This window comes from Leptospira brenneri, assembly GCF_002812125.1.
Lineage (GTDB): Bacteria > Spirochaetota > Leptospiria > Leptospirales > Leptospiraceae > Leptospira_A > Leptospira_A brenneri.
Map to the genome: position 1 here is coordinate 295,220 of NZ_NPDQ01000005.1, position 20,757 is coordinate 315,976.

At 40.1% G+C, this 20,757-nt stretch carries 19 protein-coding genes; 7 read left to right on the forward strand and 12 right to left on the reverse strand.

Annotation, left to right across the window (positions count from 1 at the left end; all coding sequences use genetic code 11):
• Positions 1-77: 77 nt before the first annotated feature.
• Positions 78-1,235, reverse strand: a complete 1,158-nt coding sequence (locus CH361_RS12850) for an Lsa36 family surface (lipo)protein (RefSeq protein ID WP_100791278.1) — start codon at positions 1,233-1,235, stop codon at positions 78-80.
• Positions 1,236-1,343: 108 nt separating this feature from the next.
• Here CH361_RS12850 and CH361_RS12855 point away from each other — a divergent pair, with 108 nt between their 5' ends.
• Together CH361_RS12855 and thiC are read left to right on the forward strand one after the other, a co-directional pair.
• Positions 1,344-1,715, forward strand: a complete 372-nt coding sequence (locus CH361_RS12855; protein ID WP_100791279.1) for a PilZ domain-containing protein — start codon at positions 1,344-1,346, stop codon at positions 1,713-1,715.
• A gap of 395 nt (positions 1,716-2,110) precedes the next feature.
• Positions 2,111-3,622, forward strand: coding sequence for a phosphomethylpyrimidine synthase ThiC (thiC, locus tag CH361_RS12860; RefSeq protein WP_100791199.1), 1,512 nt, complete (start codon positions 2,111-2,113; stop codon positions 3,620-3,622).
• 142 nt (positions 3,623-3,764) lie between these two features.
• Here thiC and CH361_RS12865 read toward each other — a convergent pair whose 3' ends face one another.
• The 4 genes from CH361_RS12865 to CH361_RS12880 form a co-directional block, all read right to left on the reverse strand.
• Positions 3,765-4,895, reverse strand: coding sequence for an acyl-CoA dehydrogenase family protein (locus CH361_RS12865; RefSeq protein ID WP_100791200.1), 1,131 nt, complete (start codon positions 4,893-4,895; stop codon positions 3,765-3,767).
• Positions 4,896-4,947: 52 nt separating this feature from the next.
• Positions 4,948-7,101, reverse strand: a complete 2,154-nt coding sequence (locus CH361_RS12870; RefSeq protein WP_100791201.1) for a cAMP/cGMP-dependent 3',5'-cyclic-AMP/GMP phosphodiesterase — start codon at positions 7,099-7,101, stop codon at positions 4,948-4,950.
• A gap of 18 nt (positions 7,102-7,119) precedes the next feature.
• The gene (trxA, locus tag CH361_RS12875; protein WP_004786415.1) at positions 7,120-7,431 is read right to left on the reverse strand and encodes a thioredoxin; all 312 of its coding nucleotides are present in this window, start codon (positions 7,429-7,431) and stop codon (positions 7,120-7,122) included.
• Between the two features lie 74 nt (positions 7,432-7,505).
• A complete protein-coding gene (locus CH361_RS12880) occupies positions 7,506-8,315 on the reverse strand; it encodes a hypothetical protein (RefSeq protein ID WP_100791202.1) in 810 nt (269 codons plus the stop codon).
• Between the two features lie 85 nt (positions 8,316-8,400).
• Here CH361_RS12880 and CH361_RS12885 point away from each other — a divergent pair, with 85 nt between their 5' ends.
• Positions 8,401-8,613: a hypothetical protein gene (locus tag CH361_RS12885; RefSeq protein ID WP_100791203.1), complete on the forward strand. Its 213-nt coding sequence runs from the start codon at positions 8,401-8,403 to the stop codon at positions 8,611-8,613.
• A 78-nt stretch (positions 8,614-8,691) separates the two neighbouring features.
• Here the strand turns inward: CH361_RS12885 and CH361_RS12890 are convergent, their stop codons facing one another.
• From CH361_RS12890 to CH361_RS12900, 3 genes are all read right to left on the reverse strand, one after another.
• Entirely contained in the window at positions 8,692-9,543 is an 852-nt protein-coding gene (locus CH361_RS12890) for a hypothetical protein (RefSeq protein ID WP_100791204.1), read from the reverse strand.
• A 65-nt stretch (positions 9,544-9,608) separates the two neighbouring features.
• The gene (panD, locus tag CH361_RS12895) at positions 9,609-9,965 is read right to left on the reverse strand and encodes an aspartate 1-decarboxylase (RefSeq protein WP_100791205.1); all 357 of its coding nucleotides are present in this window, start codon (positions 9,963-9,965) and stop codon (positions 9,609-9,611) included.
• Positions 9,962-10,495 (reverse strand): type II toxin-antitoxin system antitoxin SocA domain-containing protein, encoded by a 534-nt coding sequence (locus CH361_RS12900; protein ID WP_100791206.1) that lies wholly within the window; start codon positions 10,493-10,495, stop codon positions 9,962-9,964. The genes panD and CH361_RS12900 overlap by 4 nt, the downstream gene beginning before the upstream one ends.
• Between CH361_RS12900 and lipB the strand changes: the two genes are divergently transcribed.
• From lipB to murJ, 4 genes are read left to right on the forward strand one after another with little or no spacing between them, the layout of a single operon-like run.
• Positions 10,478-11,137: a lipoyl(octanoyl) transferase LipB gene (gene lipB, locus CH361_RS12905; protein ID WP_100791207.1), complete on the forward strand. Its 660-nt coding sequence runs from the start codon at positions 10,478-10,480 to the stop codon at positions 11,135-11,137. The two genes, CH361_RS12900 and lipB, sit on opposite strands and share 18 nt — an antisense overlap.
• Positions 11,138-11,185: 48 nt before the next feature.
• Entirely contained in the window at positions 11,186-12,172 is a 987-nt protein-coding gene (locus CH361_RS12910; protein WP_100791208.1) for an LIC_12071 family protein, read from the forward strand.
• 3 nt (positions 12,173-12,175) lie between these two features.
• On the forward strand, positions 12,176-13,033 hold the full coding sequence (locus tag CH361_RS12915) for an STAS domain-containing protein (RefSeq protein ID WP_100791209.1): 858 nt from the start codon (positions 12,176-12,178) through the stop codon (positions 13,031-13,033).
• Between the two features lie 11 nt (positions 13,034-13,044).
• Positions 13,045-14,670: a murein biosynthesis integral membrane protein MurJ gene (gene murJ, locus CH361_RS12920; RefSeq protein WP_100791210.1), complete on the forward strand. Its 1,626-nt coding sequence runs from the start codon at positions 13,045-13,047 to the stop codon at positions 14,668-14,670.
• 64 nt (positions 14,671-14,734) lie between these two features.
• On the opposite strand, the gene CH361_RS12925 is transcribed toward murJ, so the two are convergent.
• The 4 genes from CH361_RS12925 to CH361_RS12940 all read right to left on the reverse strand — a co-directional run bounded on the left by CH361_RS12925 (position 14,735) and on the right by CH361_RS12940 (position 20,752).
• Complete coding sequence (locus tag CH361_RS12925; RefSeq protein WP_100791211.1) at positions 14,735-15,091, reverse strand: YnfA family protein; 357 nt, start codon at positions 15,089-15,091, stop codon at positions 14,735-14,737.
• Positions 15,092-15,127: 36 nt separating this feature from the next.
• Positions 15,128-17,878 carry an isoleucine--tRNA ligase gene (gene ileS, locus CH361_RS12930; protein WP_100791212.1) on the reverse strand — a complete coding sequence of 917 codons (2,751 nt, stop codon included), beginning with the start codon at positions 17,876-17,878 and terminating at the stop codon, positions 15,128-15,130.
• Positions 17,879-17,937: 59 nt separating this feature from the next.
• Positions 17,938-18,492 (reverse strand): leucine-rich repeat domain-containing protein, encoded by a 555-nt coding sequence (locus tag CH361_RS12935; protein WP_244279856.1) that lies wholly within the window; start codon positions 18,490-18,492, stop codon positions 17,938-17,940.
• Positions 18,493-18,580: 88 nt separating this feature from the next.
• The gene (locus tag CH361_RS12940) at positions 18,581-20,752 is read right to left on the reverse strand and encodes a hypothetical protein (RefSeq protein ID WP_100791214.1); all 2,172 of its coding nucleotides are present in this window, start codon (positions 20,750-20,752) and stop codon (positions 18,581-18,583) included.
• Positions 20,753-20,757: the final 5 nt, after the last annotated feature.

The following is a 20,757-nucleotide window of genomic DNA, read 5'->3' on the forward strand; positions in this document are numbered from 1 at the left end:
ACGATGGCAGGAAATCCCTGGATCGGTTCTAATAAAGCCGCATTCAATGGATTTGCAAAAAAGATGCCAAGTGTTCGTTAGAAGGAAAATTTTGCTCCAACCATCACCGATTGTACATTTTGAGCTACCACTGCCTCTACGGTGAGTTTGGTGATGAGGGCGTTGATTTCGATCCCTGCAATCAGAAAGTTTGTTGTGTTAGGTGCTTGTGCCTTTCCACTGAGGTCCATGGCTAAGGTTCCCGTTTTGGTTTGCCCAAGGGAAGAAGCAGGGATGAGAGCCGCAATTTCTGGAGACAAGGAGGCGGAAATGGCCGAGGAATCTAAGGCTAGTGTTAAGGGGCCGGATCGAGATAAATTGAGAGTAGAACTTCCAAAGTTCATCGCAGTCCCGGCACCTGCAAAAATAGTAAAGAAGTAGAACATTCGAAAGCCGGTTCGAATGTCTAAGGGAACACTTGTTACCGTACTAGAATAGTTAAATGTGGTGGAACCACCCCAGGTTCCAATCGCAGGACCTAAAGTGAGTGTTTGTGTTTTTTTATCGTTATAAGTGACGTCGATCTCTTGTCTTTGGTAATGGAGGCCAAGCCCCATCGAGATTCCAGAAAATTCAAAAAGCCCAATTCCATCGGAATAGTTTTCAATGATATGAAATCGTAATGTAAACCCACCGTTGGTAATGTCTCCACCTAACTCGACATTTTTGTTTTGAGATTCTACTGCTTTTTGGACATCACCTTGGGCAAAGTTAAATTTAAATCCGTGAAGGTATAAATTAAATCGATGGAGAAAGGTTTTTAACTCAGGTTCTGTATCAGAAGGGCCACCACCCATCAGCCATCCTAAATTTACCGCCACGATAAAGTTAGGTGCTAGGGAAGCTCCAACGTTTGGGAGTTTTTGGAAACTTAAATTTTGGTAAGCTACATTGATATCTTCTTTTTGTTGGCCAGCCACTGTCATACCGGCACCCACTTGGAAACGGTTTACAATTCCAGGTCCCATAAGTGAGGAGTTGATATTGGAAATCACTGCGGCTTCCGACATAGAGGTAAGGACTTTGTCTGTGTATTGGAGTTGGAGTGCAGAGTCTACGCTATTGATTTGGGATTGGATGCTTGCAGGAAGAATGGTACAGGCATCTCCTGTACATGTTACCTTTGCCTGGAGCGAACTGCTGAAAAGGAGACCCGAGCAAACTAAAACAAAAACTACGCCAATTCGGAATTTCATTTCGACCCCATTATACCAAATATCGGAGATTGGTCTATGTTTTCTTAACAAATGGAGACGATTCTATTTCCTGGTTTACAATCTGGAATTTCCTTAGAATATGAGAGTATGGCCCCAATCCAAGAAAAAAGGAAATATGTCCGCGTAAAACCACTAGAAACCGATCCAGTCGAAATCCATTTGATGGGAACGGCGCTTCTTGATGTTTTAAAAGCGAGTGACATAAGTGTTGGCGGTGTTGGGATCATCGCCCCCAATCATTTTGATGAATGGGATATGAACGAAACTGTCGAAATCTTGGTAGCTCTTCCTGGTGATTTGGAAGATTTTCTTGCTCGCGGTGTGATCAAACAGATTGGAAAAAAATCCAAAGAAACGGGAGTTTATGGGGTTCAGTTCACAGAGATTGGTCCCAAGGGCAAACAAGACCTACAGGTCTATGTCAATCGTATGGTAAGACAAGGCCGAGAATTAAAGTAAAGTCATTCACTTATTGGATCAGTATATCTTAATTTTCTAATCTATTTGGTGGGTTAGAAACATTTAGCTGTGCCAAAATCTTTAAAAAAACTTGTAATCATTCTAAGTTTCTTTCCTTTTTCCCTCGAATATGGATTGTCAAAAAATGATAAACTAGGTAAATGTTGGGTAACCGTTAGGGGTGCCAGGTTTTGATCTCAAAGAGGAGGGGAACCGGCTGAGAAATACCCTTTTTGAACCTGATCCTGGTAATGCTTGCGAAGGGAAACGTGAAAAATGAAAGAAATTCGTTTCAGGTGTTTTTCGCCTGAATGTTTTAGTTAGAATTTTTTTCTCCTTTTTTGTTTTCTTTGTTAGTTCTCTTTGGGTTGGTTCCGGCCAAGGAAAAACCGACCATGGAAACCAAATCACCAAATCCCATCACCATTCCAGAAACAACCATTACACTTTCTAACAATACCAAGTTTCAGTCTTACCGAACAGAAGGAATGTTTTGTATTCATGAAAATGAATACGATTATAAAAAAGGAATTCCTAAACTCCGAGAATCTTGGATCCAATCACGGGAATCTCGAGGTGATAAAAATTTTTCCCAGTTGTATTATGCAAAAAGAGATATCATCACTGAAGAGATGATGTATGTGGCAAAACGGGAAGGAATGACTCCTGAGTTTGTTTTGAATGAAGTAAAAATTGGTCGTGCCATCATTCCATCAAACAAACGTCATACGGAACTGGAACCAATGATCATTGGGAAAAAGTTTTTAGTGAAAATTAATGCCAATATTGGTAACTCAGCTATCTTGTCTTCCATTGATGATGAAGTAGAAAAACTGAGATGGTCACTGCACTGGGGAGCTGATACGGTAATGGATTTGTCTACGGGAAAAAACATCCATGAAACAAGAGAGTGGATCATCAGAAATTCTCCGGTTCCGATTGGAACTGTTCCTCTTTACCAAACCTTAGAAAAGGTGAAGGGGAAAGTAGAAGATTTAAACATCAATGTATTTTTAGAAACCTTGGAAGAACAGGCCGAACAAGGGGTAGATTATTTTACAATTCATGCCGGTGTGCTTCGTGATTATATCCATCTAACAGACAAAAGGATTACTGGGATTGTATCTCGGGGAGGATCCATCCTTGCGAAGTGGTGTAACCATCATAAAAAAGAAAACTTTCTTTATGAACATTTTGATGCGATCACAAAAGTTATGCAAAAATACGGTGTTTCCTATTCTCTCGGAGATGGACTCCGTCCTGGTTGTATCAACGATGCCAATGACGAAGCCCAGTTTGCCGAACTAAAAACCTTGGGAGAACTTACAAAACGTGCCTGGGCCGATGATGTCCAAGTCATGGTAGAGGGACCAGGTCATGTTCCCATGCATCTCATCCAGGAAAATGTGCGCCTCCAAGAAGAAATTTGTATGGAAGCCCCCTTTTATACACTCGGACCACTCGTAACAGACATTGCTCCTGGGTATGACCATATCACTTCGGCCATTGGGGCAGCGATGATTGCTTGGTATGGAACAGCTATGCTCTGTTATGTGACACCGAAAGAACATTTGGGCCTTCCGAACAAACAAGATGTAAAGGATGGAGTGATTGCCTATAAAATTGCCGCCCATGCAGCCGATCTTGCCAAAGGCCATCCCGGTGCTAAAGAAAGAGATGATTTACTGAGCAAAGCTCGGTTTGAATTTCGTTGGGAAGATCAGTTTGCGCTTTCTCTCGATCCGGAACTCGCACGTTCGTATCATGATGAATCACTCCCACAAGACGGAATGAAAAAAGCGCATTTTTGTTCTATGTGTGGCCCTCATTTTTGTTCCATGCGACTGACAACAGATTTGCGAAAGGAAACAGCGGAAGTAGGAGCAGTGGAGGGGTCAGAAGTATAACCAGAATTGTCTGTTTTTATAATAGGCTAACTCCTGTTATGTTTTTTGATTCCAATAAAAAACCCGGCAATGCGCCGGGTTTTTGTTTAACCTCTATTGTTTTCCAAGTGTTAGAATGGAAAAATGGAATGAGATTAGGAAATTAAAGACCTAAACTACGACCAATGATTTCCTTCATGATCTCTGTGGTTCCTGCATAGATGGTTTGGATCCTTGCATCGAGGTAAGCTCTTGCAATGGGATATTCCATCATATAACCATATCCACCAAAGAATTGTAAACATTCATCGGTATGACGTTTTTGCATCTCAGTTGTATACCATTTACACATAGAGGCTTCTGCAGTTGTGTTTTCACCTTTCATATGTTCCATGACCACTTTATCGCAGAATACTTGAGCCATTTCGAGTTCTGTTGCCATTTCCGCCATTTTGAATTTTGTATTTTGGAAGGAACCGATCTTTTGACCGAAAGCTTTTCTTTCTTTGATGTATTGGAGAGTTAAGGTTTGTACAAGTCTTGTTGCTTCTACTGCAGCCACAGAAAGAACCAATCTTTCTTGGGCTAGCTTTTGCATGAGGTAACGAAAACCTTGTCCTTGTTTTCCGATAAGATTTGTTTTGGGAACAATCACATCATTGAAATACAATTCGGAAGTATCTTGGGCTTTCAGTCCGATTTTATCTAAGTTACGTCCTCTTTCAAAACCTTTCATTCCTTCTTCAATCATCACAAGGGAAATCGTTCCGTTATCGTGTTTCACAGCCGTGATGATGAGGTCAGCAAGTTGTCCGTTGGAGATAAATGTTTTTTGCCCGTTCACCACAAAGTGATCACCTTTGTCGATGGCACCTGTCCGAAGGGATTTTAAATCAGAACCAGCACCTGGTTCTGTCATCGCAACGGCAAGGATGGATTCACCCGAAGCACATTTCGGAAGCCAACGTTTCTTTTGTTCATCACTTGCATAGGTAGAGATGTATGGGGCGATGACATCGTTATGGAGGGAGATAAAAAATCCGCTATTTCCAACCCTTGAAGATTCTTCAATGATGATGATGTTATAAAGAAAGTCGGCTCCAGATCCGCCGTATTCTGTCGGAACATCAGGACAAAGGAGACCGTTCTCTCCAGCCTTTCTCCAAACTTCTTTGGGGACGATATGATTTTTTTCCCATTCTTCGTGGTGTGGTTTTACTTCTGTTTCAAAAAATTTCCGAGCCATCTCGCGGAATTGATGGTGTTCTTCTGTAAAGGGGAGGATACGCTCCATATTGATTTGTGACTCCTTGATATGGAAATGTTACAGAAATGGCGAAATGAGGTCAATTATAAACAGTGTTCAGCTTCATGTAGACACCGGGATTTTTCTTAATGTACTGAATCGCGTCCTCTTCGGAAAGGACATAGAGTTCGGTTCCCGGCCAGGCAATGAAACTAAAATTGGAAGGTAGGTTCTTGGTGAGGGAATAAATTTCTCCCACAAAGTCACCGGCACCGAGTTCCCGAATGGTTTTGTGATTTTGCATGACAACAACCGTACCGGAGCGGACAATAAAGGCGTTATGAAAGGTATGGCCTTCTTCGATCAGGGCCGCTTCCTTCTTGACGGTTTCTAGTTTCAAAATGAGTTCGAGTTGGGTGACTTGGTAACTGGTGAGTCCTCGGAAAGTCTGAGATTCAGTGAGGGTTTTCCAGGTATTGGTCTCTCGGATGCTATTCAGTTTGGTTAGGTTTTCGTGGAGTTTGGATCCACGGATGAACTGGAAGAATCTGGTTTTTTCAATGGTGAGGGCTAGAACATCAGTCTCAGCAAACACATCGGCTTGGCGGGCCGTATCTAAAATCAGTGAAGCTTCCCCAAAATACTCATAAGTTCCATATCGTTTGACTGCTGTTGGATCTCCCGACAGTCCTTCAAAACGTACGTTCCCAGAAGCAATGATAAAGAATCTATCTCCGTGAGTTCCTTTTTTGATGATTTGTTCCCCACGACGAAATCTTTCTTCTTTTACGATTTGTAAAAACTCTTTGGCCTTCTCAATAGGGAATCCAGAAAAAATATCAATTTGTGAGAGGATCTCTAAAAGTTGGAAAGCCTCTTGGTGTTTGGGAGGAGTGATCTCCGGATACAAGGTATTTTCAATTCCAAACTTAGCAAGAGTTAGGTGGTTTCCCTCTGGCATATCCTTGGCTGCGATATGATAAACGGTAATTCTTTTTTGCACTTCTTCCGGTAGAGAAGCAAGGTAACTGATTTTTGTATGAAGGGGTGGGACTCCCGCTTCATGATAGATGATTTTCCGATCCCAAGGAAAGTCTTTTAAAAACTGGTATCTTGTTTCTGGAAACACACCTTTTTTGTACATCAGTTCAAAGGCTTCTGGATCATTTAAGTGGTCAGAAGTATAATAGAAAGATTGGTCTTGAAAGAAAAATTCAAATCCCACAGAAGGAATAGAATGGAGGGCATAGTGAAAATAAAATTCACCCCCGTTGATGATGGTAGGCCTTCCGATAACCACAGGAATGAAGTCAAATAAGTCTGTAATTTCGCGACGTGGAATCTTTGTTAAACTACAGTATTTTTTAAGGAAAGATTCCATTACGGTAGCTGTGGCATAAATTGTGATTTTGGATTCTTCCAAAATTTTTTGGAAGGTCCCTGCGTCATGGTCTGCGTGGCAATGTGTGAGAATGATGGAGTTGATAAACTTAGGATTTACATTGGATTCTCGTAACCACTCGGTGGAGTTTACCGGTGGATCTACCATAATCCCTTGGCCATTCAGCCAAATGATAAAACCAGAAGTATTGTCTGTGGGGTCAAAACCGTGAGAGGGTCCAAGACAAGTGATTCCGATGAGGGGAGGTTGGAAAGGTTCTTCGAGTCTCTTTCCAATATCATACTTCACATGGAAGTCGACTTCTCCCGGAGTTTTGATTTTTTTATCACCGTCCACAATCAGAAACTCATTGGAGGGAAGTTGTTCAATGGTGATTTTTCCAAATTGTGCTTTATGATTTTCATCAAATAGAACAAATTCCACAACTTCTTCCATGGTTTTGTAACTTCGAAAATGAGCCATTTCGGCTTTGATATCGGGAAATCCAAAACTTTCCGTCCCATCAATAAACTCAGAAGCCAGGTTGAGTTCCTGTGGACCCATAAGTGATTCCCCGAGAACAATAGTTAGCTGTTCTTTTTGTTCGGGAGAACAAATGATAAATGTTTTTTTGCCACCGCGAAAGAAGAAGTTGAAGTAAATAGGGAATTCTAACTCCGCAATGGAGATCCCTTTTTCGACATGAAAGAATTTATTGGGAAGGACAAACACCAGAGGGGTTTTCTTTTCGAGCCCCATGGTGTCTTTAATTGTTTCCGGAGGGGACCCAATTTGGATGTACCCTTCGGATGTATCGACTAAATATCCCCCTCTAGGGAGAGCGGTAAAACCATTCGGTTCTGAACTGACCATTAGGGGATAATTTATTTCCTACTTGTGATTTTCTATAAATTTTTTGATTTGCGGTTTTGGTAAAGCACCAATTGCTTTATCCACTAAAACTCCGTCTTTATAGAGAAGGAGAGTAGGGATGGATTGGATTCCCAATTCCTGCGCTGTCTTCTGATTAAAATCAACATTAAGCTTAGTAATTTTGATATCAGCCATTTCTTGCGATAGTTCATCTAGAACTGGAGCCACCATTCGACAAGGTCCACACCATTCCGCCCAACAATCCACGAGTACAACGCCCTTAGCAGTTTCTGCTTTGAAATTGGCGTCAGTGACTTCCGTAAGTGCCATATTTCGAATTCTCCTTTTTTGAAAAGTATCCCCTTTCTATAAACTAGACTGGGGATTCTAGGGAAAAACGTCGATTATTGTTTCTTTTTTTTCTTTTTATCGTCGGACTCTAGATCTGTGATCTTCTGTTGGAAGGACTCGATGAGAGTTTTTGTTTTTTCCAAATCTTCGGTTTCGCCAGTAATTTGGAAAATTTTGCGGTTCATCTCCAACATTTCTACAGAATGTTTCAAATCTGTGGAATCTTGTGTAGACATTTCAAATTTTGTCCTATAATCCTGTGCGGCTTGGTTAGCAAGTTCTATGACAAGATTGAAGTGTTCTTTGCGAATGTAGTAATAAGGATTTTCAAGGTCTTGTTCCCTTTCGTAGGCGATAAAATCAAAAAGATTTTTCGTACAAGCCGCAACTCTGAAATTGATGTCCGGCCAGGACCATTTCCATTTGGAGTTGGGTCCAAAGGCAGCCAAGGTTTTCTTCATAGCTTGCTGGAGGCCTTTGATTAGGTTTAACCTTTGTGTGGGCGTGAGTCTTTCTATTTTTACAAGTAGTTCTTTGTTTTCGGAAAGAGAACCATCCACATTGTTTCCTACTGTTTTTTCAATATAGGAGATGCAGTTATAAATTTCCTTTCTTGCTGTTTCTAAATAGTTGTTGTTGTTGATTTCTAAGATAGCAGTGGAAAGTTCATTGATCACAATACAGGTGTTAATTGTTTTGATGGAATTGATGGCAAGGGAAATATTGAAATAAGGTTCCATGTCCTTACTTTTTTTGGCTTGGACTTTGTAGATATTGGCTTCTTTTTTCAGCTCTTCTAGGTAGTTTTTGAAATCCACCAGTTTGTCGTTGAAGTCGGCCTTTTTTTCCTTTGTGATCGCCATGGCTGGTATCATTTTCGGCAGATTGGATTGGTTTTGTCCATAAAAAACATCGACCAGGTTGAGATCTTACCGAAACTGGAATAGAATGGACAATTCTCCAAGGAAACAAAGAGATCTACTCGATCTCCTCGACACCTACAAATACATGAACCAGGCCGTTTTCTGGGATTTTTTAGATTTGGATGGTCGTTGGGATTTTGCGAACGGTTGGTTGCATTTGAACCATCCGGAGGACGAGTGGAGGGTGAGGGCTTCGGAACAATTTCCCCCCATCCGCCCGGAAGGCACTGACCACTAAAATCGGATTCGATTTTCTTAGGTCAGCCTTAGCGCTTCGAGTCCAAGACAAAAAGTTTCGTCTTGGACTTTCATCTGCTTAATAAGTAATCTTTAAATCAGCAATATCGATAAACTTTCTAAAAAGAAGGCTGTTGGTTGGTTTCTTTGTATCAAATACAAGAACAGCTACTTTGTTGAAAGAAAGAAAGTTCGGTCGGTATTGGGTATAGTGATGACTTGTAATGGTCGTACGATACTTGTTATTGTAAATAGTATATGTGTGTTTTGGAAGAGTTTCGTGCACTTGGCGTTTTTTCTCATCTTCGGTTTGCGCTACATAGTTATACATTACTTGTTTTTCTTTTGTAGGACCTGTTTCACCGAAGAGAGTAAAAGGTAGTGCTTTTGCATTGTTTTTACAAAGGTAATCTACTACTTCTGTAAATGTAGGTTCTGGCATTTCTGCTTCAAATCCTGCATAGTGGCGTTTTTCTACTTCTGCTTTTTTCTTTGCATAAGTTTCTTCACCCCAGATTTCTTTTGCTGTGACTGGAGTTGGCATTACATTCGAAAAGTATAAAGTTCTATCTTCTTTTTCTGGATCGGACTTTCTCCAAGCAGGATAAGGAATGAGTTTTCTTTCCTCTGCGTTGGTCCTATCGTTTTCGTGTCCAGCAAGAACGTAGATTGCGTATTCTTGGTTGTCTGGAACTCGAGATTCTAATTCTACTTGGACATCCAAAAATTCACCTTTCCCTGTATCAGCATGTCGTCTAACAAAGTTTACAGTTTTAAGGCGGATCCTTGAATCATACATAGAAAGTGGATACAAGTCACGGCTGTCTTTGGAAGCAGCAGTACCCGGTGTCCCTTGTGTATTCCCTGTTTCTTGGGCAAAAAGAGCACAAGTGAGTAGGGTGAATGAAATGGCGAATATTGTTTTGTTCATGTTCCGACTACCAATTTGGTTTATACAGTTAGTATCGAAGAAATGGCCCGGAAAAATTAGGGAAATTAGGCTTTTTTCGGGCGATTGTTCTCGTCCACAAAGACTACCTTGGGTTTGTAATCTACGGAAAGCTCTTTTTCTTCGACTTGACCATAAGTGATGATGATGACCTTGTCCCCTTTCATTCCCAGTCTAGCGGCCGCCCCATTCAGACAGATGGTTCCCGAACCGCGTTCTCCCACGATCAGGTAGGTTTCAAATCGGGCTCCATTATTAACGTTCACTACGGAAACTTGTTCATAAGGTCTCATTCCAGCCAAATCCATCAGGTCTTGGTCAACGGTAAGACTACCTTCGTAGTGGAGTTCCGCCTCAGTGACGACGGCTCTATGGATTTTGCCTTTGCAAACAGTGATGATCATTCTGACCTCTCAAATAAAACCCTAAACATTTTGCCCGATAGATTCAAAAGGCTTTTTTGTACGAGAACATGGATTTTCGTATTGATTCGTTCTACAGAAAAAGGAATGGCATCGAAGAGCGGGGTGACCACGTAGTTTTCATAAAGATTGGGATAATGGCGATTTTCGTCCACAACCCGACCACGGAAGGCTTCGACTACCTTCATCATCACCCGTTTGTCTTCCCGGGAGAGAACCAGTCCCTCCATCGGTTTTAGGAAACGCAAAGTGAATCCTTGGATTCCGTTTCCTTCAATTTTGGGAATGACATCGATATGACCTTTTTCTTTCAAAAATAAAAGTGCTTCGTTCAGTTTGACGGGGTAAGGGGAGTCTTCTAAGTGGATATAGTCTCCTCTTGTGATCATCTCCGCATGTTTTTGGAAATGAACACCATCCGAATAGTAGAGGAGTTTCGCCAAATCGAGGCGGGCTCTACCATTGGGTGATTTTTCGAGGATCCAAAGGATCGCATGACAAAGTTTCTCCATCGAAAAGGACTTCCTTCCTATCTGTTTCCTTCGATTGTTTCGTACACAAGATACGTGAAATTCCAGGAAAATTCCAGGAAAAATCGAAGGGAATCTCTGCTCTTTTTAGAACACAGTCCATGTTTAACAGGGGGCATAGGTGCGAAAGCGGAAAATCTTTTGGTTTCCCTCGGTGTTCTCTCTGCTATGGGGGTGGAGCTCATCACTTTGCCAAGAGGGGGAGATTTTACTGCCCATGAACCCGGTCAAATTGTGGGATACTTACAAATTGATTTGAAAAAACGAAATTTGAGTTTGGGAGATTTTTTAAGGATTCTCAATCGAAGTTTGGTGGATTCTATTTGGGAAACCTGGGGATTGAAACTAGAAGAAAATCCCAAGGCACCTGGACTCTATACAGTAGAAGAACCAAAATTGAAACTTGTTTCGGAAGGAATCTTTGCGAAGTCTTATTTTACAAGTTTTGGATTTGCATTGAATGCAATGAACAACCTATCAACATTTTCTCTCATCAATCCTTGTGGTGCCAAATCAGAAGATATGACTTCCCTCCAAAGATTGGGAAAACCTGTAGATTTCCCGAAAGAAAGAAGAGAATTTGTGGAAAGTTTTGCTAAAACATTTATAGACCTACTTCCTTAATTTCCTCTGTAAATTCAGAGAATCCGCCGAAAAGTATAAGGGGGATCTATGAAATATTCACGTTTTTTTCTATCCTTTATACTTTTCTTTTTCCTCTGTGAAATCTTGGCTCTCAGTGCCGTGGTTTGGACTTTTTATGAATCTTTGCAGAATGCTCTCACCCAAGAACAGTTTGTTTCTGACCATAGAGCTCGTGATTTGACTTTAGCACTCGCAAAAAGTTCAGAACAGAGACTACAGAACGAAGGTTATGTGGAACTTGAGAAAATGTTTGGTCGTTATGTCGAACAATCTAAAAATGATCCTGAAGAGTTTTATATCCAAAAGATTAGTTTATATTCTAGTGATGCCACTCTTCTTGTATCCACTGATACCATTTATACACCGGATGAATTAAAAAAAAGAAAACCGGACGAAACACTTCTTCATTCCACCTTTTTTAAAAAAGGAATTCGGATGAAAAAATGGCAATGGTCAGAACCAGAAAATGGAGAAAATCCTATCCTCAATTCTAAAAGAGATCCGAAGGTTCGATCTGGATTTGAATGGGTACTTTCTTATTTGCCACTGGCAAAGTCTAATACTGTCAGACTCACTGCACCACTTTATAAACCGGGAACACTCGATGTGACAGGACTTGTGATTTTGGTTTATGAAAGAGGAAATCTCGGATTACTCTTTGAAAACCAATGGAAACTTGTAGAATGGATGGTTTTCAATTACATTCTATTTGCTTTTGTTGTGAGTTTGATTTTGACTGGAGCTTTTGTTGCCTATACAATGTTAGTGGCAAAAGATTCTTCTGTAACTCCGAAAGAGTCTTCAGGTTTGCCTTTATTTGAGAAAAAAACTGTAGAACCAAAAGAAAGCAATTTAGAACCAGTTCTTGATTTGACGGAAGAAAAAACAGCGGTCGTAGATACGAAGAGTGAAACTGGAAATGAAGTGGAGATCCTTTCTGGGGAGGCACTTGTTTCGGCAGTTCCTTCTGATTCTCACCAAACACCGATTCGTGATGCGATTTTTTTAGGATAAATTATGGAAGCCCAAGATAAAGTATTTTCAATCCAGTTGAAAGGTGGTTTGGACGGAACCAGTGCCGAAGATTTTTATCGTTACTTTGAATCACAATTAAACAAAGGATATAGAAAGTTCTTATTTCAGTTTGGAGCTTTGGACTTTATCACTTCCAATGGAATTAGCATTCTAGTGAAAATTCATAAACAGATCAGAAAGGTTGGGGCGGTTTATGCGATTTATGGAGTGAAACAAGAAGTGGAAGATGTTCTAAGTCTTGTTGGACTCTTTGAAAAACTTCCCATCTTTCGTGGTCATTCCCAAGCGGAATCCTTTCTTTTACAAATGGACACAAGAAGAGAAGTCGCACCGGAAACAAAACCAGTGGAAAAAGAATCGAAACCTACTCAGACTTCTTCTGAGGAAAACAGGATTCGATTTTATTTTACCGGTAAATCCAAAGAAAAAGATTCTTCCAAAGATCCTATTTCGCAGTTGGAATCGATTCCTGATTCCAAAGAGAGTCCTGAAATTCCCAAAACAAGTTCTTCACCAATGGAATCTGTTTTAGAAGAAAAACTAAATAGCCTTCGTTTGGAGATCAAAGAGACCTTAAACAATGAACTCGAAAGAAGGTTTGCTGTTTATAAAACCTCTCCTGAATCAGAAGAAAAACGTATTGGTGTTGCCGTTCCGAATTACATCCAATCCAAAACCAAACAATTGGAGGCCTTGGAGCGAATCATCCAATGTGAGGTTTGTGGGACAAGGCTTAGGCTTCATAAATTTGGAAAACATGAATGTCCAGGTTGTTCCACCCAGTTCCAAATGAGCCCAGGTGGTTCTATCCGTTTTCTTGAAAAATTGAATCCACTTTAAAGTCTGGTTTTATGACAAAACAAGCCAAGGGGAGTGAGTCTAGCGCCAGACGATCACTTGCCCTTTCTTTTTATACTTTTTTATCTCGAATTTTAGGTCTCGTTCGTGACCACTTTATGGCTGTTAGTTTTGGGACAGGAATGGTCGCCTCTGCCTTTAGTGTGGCTTACCGCCTTCCTAATATGTTTCGGAACCTGCTTGCGGAAGGGACATTAAGCCAATCCTTTATGCCTATTTTTTCTGAATATGAAAAGATGGGTGTGGAAGAAGCTAGAATGATGTCGGGAACCGTTCTTAGTTTTTTATTTTTATGTTTGTCTATCTTTGTGGCCCTTTTTTGGTTTTTTGCAGCAGGGTTTTTACCAGCACTTGTGGGAGGATCTCCTGAATACGGGGCACTTGTCGTAGAACTTTCGTTAGTTTTATTTTTTCTGATTATGACGGCGAGTTTGTCATCGATTTTTATGTCGATTTCCAATTCCCACCATCATTACTTTGTTCCTTCCTTATCTCCCATCATCCTTAACTTCAGTTATTTGATCGTTTTTATCTTTGTATTTCCTTTTTACCATGAAATTCGAGATAAGGTTTTTGTTTTGGCTTATGGAATTGTGACAGGAGGAGTCCTGCAACTTCTGGTCCAAGGTTGGTATGTTTACAAAAGGGGATACGGCCCTATCTTTCGTTTAAACTTTCGCCATCCCGCCATTAAAAAAATCTTTAAACTGATGTTGCCCGCGGCCCTTGGAGGAAGTTTTTATCAAATAGGACTTCTTGTGGATATTTTCCTAGCCAATTACATTCAAAATCAAAACCCAGGACTTGGTGCTGTGGTCAGTTTGGATTATTCACAAAGACTAGTCCAACTTCCGACAGGGATCATTGGGGTGGCCCTTGCGACAACCATCCTTCCTTCTCTACTCAAAGACCTTCGAGAAGGAAGGGAAGAAAATGTTCCGAAAGAAATCGCCGATGTTTTATCTTTTGCATTTTTTTTAACACTTCCGGCAAGCATTGGTTTGGCGGTTTTAGGTGAGACGGTTTTAGATTCGATTTATTTTGGAGGAAGGTGGGATCATTTGGCAACCATTACGGCCTTTTATCCTTTGGTATTTTATTCTTTTGCCATTCCTTTTTACAGCATCAATAAGGTATTGGTTTCTTCTTATTATGCTTTTTCCGATACAAAAACTCCACTTCGGATCCAACTAGTTTCTTTTGTTTTGAGTGTGGTGGTGAGTATTGGGCTTATGTATTTTTTAAAACATTCTGCCATTGCATTAGCATCGGCATTTAGTGCTTCTGTGACTTCTTCTCTTCTATTGTTCTATTTAAAATCACATAAAGTAAAAATTCCGTTTGCGACTGTTTGGTTGCGGATTCTAAAAATGATTCCGGCACTACTCGGACTTCTGTTATGGTTGGCTCTTTCGGAATGGGTAACAAAACCATATTTGGTTTCCTATCTTTCTGAAAGTTTGGGACTTGGTTATGCCAACGTCAGTCGGATTTGTTTGGTGGTTTCCATCCTTCCTGCGACAACCATTTACTTTGTCATTGCGGGCCTTACTGGTTTAGCGGAAGCCGAAATTATCTTAGGTAGGTTTCTTCGTAAGTTTAGAAAGAAAACTAATTGATATAGGTAAAGTTTAACGGACGTTTTGTTTCTTGAGTAAAAGGTTTAAGCGGAAGGTGGATCAATTATCGTGGGGCAAAAAAAATAATGGATACACCGACGAGTGCGATTGCCGCCCCGATTAGATCAAACTTGTTCGGAATGAAGCCATCAAATTTCCAAGCCCATAACAGGGACATAACGATAAAAACTCCGCCATAGCTTGCATAGGTTCTTGCGAAATTAGCTGGTTGCCAGGTGGCAACCAGTCCATACAAACCTAAAATCACAAATCCTAAAATTCCCCATCCAATGGATTTGTTTCCGTGAACCCATAACCATACAAGATAACCACCACCAATTTCACAGAGTCCAGCTAATATAAAAACCAAACTAGGTTTTATAAATTGAGCGATAAAATCTGAATTAAAAAATTGAATCATAATGGTTTTCAATCTATTTCAAAAACTAAATAGAAACTATTTAGCAGAAAGTTTGGAGACAACTCCCTCACAACGAACACAAAGTTTTCCTTCTGTTTCGGAAACATGGCGCCAACATCTAGGGCATTCATGATGTCGTGGTTTTCTAATTTGGATGGAATCCTTTTCCCCTTTCCATTCTGAGAATACTTCACTGATTTCGTTTTTATCGAAGGAAACTTCTGATACCACAAAGAAAAGGCTTAAATCTTCTTTAGAAAACTTTGTATCTTTTAAAGAATCACCGGTTATGAGAACTTCCGCTTCGAGAGATTTCCCAAGTTTGCCGAGTTTTCTTGCTTCTTCCAAAGCTTTTTGTACCACTTCTTTGGTTTGAAAGATCGGTGTAAATTCAGATTCCAAATTTGGATCTATCCAAGAAGAGAGATCAGAAAAATCAGAATAAAATACGGAATCTTTTAAACCAAATTCATTCCAAACTTCTTCGGTTGTAAAAGAGAGAATGGGTGCCAGGAGTTTCGATAAGGTCTCTAAAATCACTGCTAAGATATACTCAGAAGACTTTCTTGTTTTTGAATCTTTGGCATCACAGTACATCCGATCCCGAATGATTTCAAAATAATCTTGAGATAAGTCTACTGTACAAAATACCAAAACACGATGGTAAACTTGATGGAACTGGTAATTCTCATAAAGTTTTTTCACATCTTCATTGAGTTTTGCTAACTTATGTAGATAGTATTTATCGATAGATTCTAAATCTTCTTTTTTTAGCTTCCACTGAAGTGTTTCTGCTTTTGTATTTCCTAAAAGGTAACGAAAGGTATTTCTGATTTTACGGTAAGCCTCTGCTACCGTTTTGATTGAATCTTTACCAATTTTGACATCATCTCGGAAGTCTTGTGTGGATACCCAAAGTCTGAGAATATCGGCACCAAATTGGTTGATGATATCGGTTGTGGGATTGATCACGTTTCCAAGGGATTTGGACATGGCGTGACCTTTCTCATCTAACACATAACCATGAGTAAGGACTGATTTATAAGGTGGCCTCTTTCGAATTGCCATAGAAGGCCAAAGCGAAGACTGGAACCAACCTCTATGTTGGTCAGAACCTTCTAAATATAAGTCTGCTGGTTCAGTATCCAACGATTCACCAAACACCGCAAAGCTGGAAACTCCAGAATCAAACCAAACGTCTAAAATATCTTTATCTTGTTTTAAATCTTCCGAACCACATTGGGAACATTTTGTTCCTTCTGGCAAAAGGTCTTTGGCTTCTTTTTCATACCAAACTTCGATCCCTTCTTTTTTGACAATTTGGATGAAGTGTTTTATGGTTTTGTCATCTAAATGAGTGAACCCACAAGATTTACATGTAAAGGAAGGAATCGGAACTCCCCAGTTTCTTTGTCTCGACAAACACCAGTCAGGTCTTGATTCCACCATAGAACGGATCCGAGTGATCCCCCAATCAGGAATCCATTGAACTTTGTCTATGGCTTTCAAAGAATCTTCTCTGAGTCCCGCATGGTCGATTGCAAAAAACCATTGGGGTGTGGCTCTGAAGATGAGAGGTTTTTTACTCCTCCAACTATGGGGATAGGAGTGAGTGAATTCGGAGTAGTGGACCAGGGCATTTTTTTCCCTAAGGAGATCCACGATTTTAGGATTGGCATCCCAAATTTTGATCCCTTTCATCATTTCAAATTCGTCCGTATAACGGCCGTAATCATCTACTGGAGAAAGAGGAGGAAGGCCAGCCGCGGTTCCCACACGGTAGTCGTCTGTTCCATGACCTGGAGCCGTGTGAACACAGCCCGTTCCTGCATCGAGAGTGACATGGTTACCGAAAAGAGGAATGGATTCACGATCGATAAACGGGTGTAAGAAGGTCATTTGTTTTAAATCCGCATTAGATAGGGATTTAATTTTTGTGAGTGTGATCCCTGTTTTCTGTTCTACGGCTTCTTTTAATCCATCAGCAAGGATGAGTCTGCCATGGGTATCAGATTGGAAAAGAGAGTATTCTAATTCCTCGTTAAAACAAATCGCAAGGTTTGCGGGAAGTGTCCAAGGAGTGGTTGTCCAAATGAGGCAATAGGTTTCTTTTTCTCCCTTAACGGCAAACTTTACATAGATAGAAGGGGATACATGGTTTTGGTATTCGATCTCTGCTTCCGCATGGGCAGTTGCTAGATCGATACACCAATACACTGGTTTTTTTCCTTTGTAAATATATCCTTTTTCAAAAAGAGATCCAAAAACTTCTACGATCCTTGCTTCAAATTCGGGAGCCATGGTGAGATACTTTCGATCTTCTTCCCAAAAACATAAAAAGCGACTTAGGTCATCACCCTGTTTGCCAACAAATTCTGCCGCATACTCACGGCATTTTTTTCTAAGTTCACTAGGGCTTGTGTTCCTTGCTTCTTTCCCAAGGTTCTTTAACACTTGTACTTCGATGGGAAGTCCATGACAATCCCATCCAGGAATCATATCGGTTTGAAAACCAGAAAGGGTTTTGGATTTAACAATGATGTCTTTTAAAATTTTATTGAGAGAGTGGCCCACATGGAAATTTCCATTGGCATACGGAGGGCCATCATGTAATACAAATGAAGGTTTGGATTTACGAATCTCCTTCATCTTTTGGAAGACTTTTTTATCCTTCCAAATCTTAATTTGACCCGGCTCACGATTTGCCAGGTCGGCTTTCATGGGAAAAGAGGTCTCTGGGAGAAGAACCGTTTTAGAATAGGGATTTTCCGTTTCTGGTTTGGCCATATTAAGACCAATGTTTGGGGTCTAGGCCAAAGAGAAAACGGAAAAAAAATCCTTAGTTCTTAGAGTTTGACTCGAACCTTGGGTAGTTCATCCCGTAGCCTTGCAACATCCGATTTTTCAAGTAGGGTCTTTTGCAAAACGAGGTGTTTTAAGTGATTGAGTTTGGCGAGATTTTTCGGGAGGGTTTTGTATTCCCGCATCAGAGTTAGGTCAAGGATTTCCAAATTCGGAAGGCTCGCGATTACTTCAACATCAGCCTCTGTTAGTTGCACCTTGGTTTCGTCCAGGGCAAGAGTTTTTAAGTTTTGCAATTGAGAAAGGACAGGTGGAATTTCTTTGAGTTCGGTTCTTCCCAGAAGTAGAACTTCCAAGTTTTCTAAATTACCAATCTCATCTGGTAAAGATTGTATGGGGTTACCAAAAAGATTTAAGATCTTTAATTGTTTGAGGTTCCCTATTTCTTTGGGCAGTTCTTTTAGAGAGTCGTATTGGAGAGTGAGTTCTTCAACTTTAGTTAAGTTTCCAATGGAAGTTGGTAAAACTCCAAATTCTTTATTAGAAAGACCCAGAACCCGGTCTTCTTTATGGTTTTCAAACCATTCCTCGGCATTCACTACTTCCTTATTGCATTGAAAACATAAGGAGAAAAGAAAAAGAAACGTAACAGTTCGGAATACAAAAACCTTCATAAAACCAACTTTATCATTTCAAATATTTATTATAGCCAAATTCTAATTCTCGAATGATAAACTGGATATAATCCATTTGGTCTCGATCCGATTTATAGATACTTGCTTCTTTTCTGTAATACTCGGCAAGTTGGGTTCGAAATAAAATAGTGCGAAAGTCTGCTTTGGAGAGAATGAGTTCTTTCGGTCTATTTTTTAATTGGATGGCTTCTGGAATTTTCATCACTACGGAGATTTGTAAGATGGCATGTTCAATCTCTGCCACAATTTTATTGGATTCTTTTTTTTGATCTGCCGCTGATAAATGGACTTTGATATCCTCTACACAATCTTCAATATGATTCCGTAGGCGTTTTGAATCGTAAACCTTCTCTGCGATGCTATTGAATTTTTTGGGGTAAATGAAACTCTCCGCAGCCTTTGCAATCCCTAGAGATCTGTTTTCTTTTGGAGCGGTGGTTATCCCTTTTTCTGGGACTTGTTTCTTTTTTTCATCTTTACGATAGAGATAACCCAAGGTGAGTCCGACAAAAAAACTTAAGAAAAAACCATTGGCTATGTATTCCAAGGTTCCGAGTAGTAAAGAAACCACTGTGGTTAAAGAAGCTAAGGCAAGAAAACTAAAAACTCCAATGGGAACATGAAACTTTTCTTGGAGGGCTGAAAAAGAAATTCTGGGTTCTTGGCTTTGTACTGAGTTGGAATCAGTTTCTTCTTCTTTAAGAATTTCTGGAATTTCTTCTTTGTCTATGTTTTCGTCAGATCTATTTTTTAAAATCACACGAATTTGGTCTAGGATGGGAAGTTCGTTTCGATAATTGGAATCGGTTTTGGCGAGACTGAGTGTATTTGCCTCTACCTTGGAAAGTTTTTTCTGATCCAAAGCAAATAGAATATGAAAGGATGGTTCTTTCATTTCCAAACATCCATAGGTTTCGGAAAGAGAGTTTATCATTTGGGAAATGGCTTTTGCAATTTCTGATTCTTGTTTCAAACCTAGTGTTTTTACTTCTGCATTCAAATCCAGTTTTGTAAGCGTGAGGGTGTTTGCTGTATTGTCTTCGATTTTGGTTCCAAGAAGTTTGATGAGTGAGGCCACCGCCTCTTCGGCATTTTCATTTTTTTGATCCTTTAGGCGTTTTTGAAGTTTATCTAAAATGATTAAACTTTCTCTGATCCCATTCCCTACACGTTTTCCTTCTTCTGTGGTTATTTTTTCAAAAGGGAATTCTTGTAATAGGGAAGTGATTTCTGGAACAAAGTCGATGCCTGTTTTTAGAAGGTCATCCGTTTTCGTAGGTAATTTGGATTCTAGATCGTTTAGTTTTTCTAAAAAACTGGAGTATTTATTTTCTATAGAATAACGTTTGAGATAGGGAAAAGAAAAGTTTTTTAACCCATTTAGTTGTACTGCTAGGTGACGAGCATATTCTGGATTATGTGACCCTTGTGGTAAAATGAGATGGTATCCAGGAATGATCTCTACTAGTTTAGCTGTTTCCTTTCCTCTTGTGATTACATCCAAAACAAAATCTTTCATTGGAATGTATCCAAAGGATTCCATCGTTTTTCGAATCATGGCTTCAAGTTCGCTTTCATAACTGAGCTTAGTTGGAAAAAAATAAGTATTTCCTTTTTGGTCAGAACGAACAAGACCGGCTCCTGGGTTTTCTTCATCTAACACAAATTCCCTTCCCGCTCTTGATTTAAAAAGTTGATCGATGAGGTCAACGCTGTATTTGAAAAAAGCTCTGCGAAACGGTATAATATCCGTTCGTTCTTTGTTTTGCGGAGCAATCATACTCACTCGCATGGTGAGTTTTTGGTCCACTAGCAAAAAAAAAGGATAAAAGTAAACAACGGCTTCTTTATTGTGTTCGGTAAGACCTGCCAGTTCTTTGAAGGCCTCCATAATCATCCCTTGTGATTTATGAGAATCGGTGAGTTGTACTTGTCTTGAGAGTAATTCAGGTATCGAGTCTACGGTTAAAAATAAAGAGGGGGTGATTTCTGCACTGCCATGCATTTCGATCCGTCTATGGCGCACTCGGAGTTCCTCTAAAATTGCCTGCGAAGTTAGGGAATAGCTTGCAATGTTTTTAGGTAGCGGGATGAAAAATGAAGGTTCCGCTGCTTCACCAGTGAGTGGTGTATCCGAATTTGTGGGTTCTGAGAATGGTTCCAAAATAT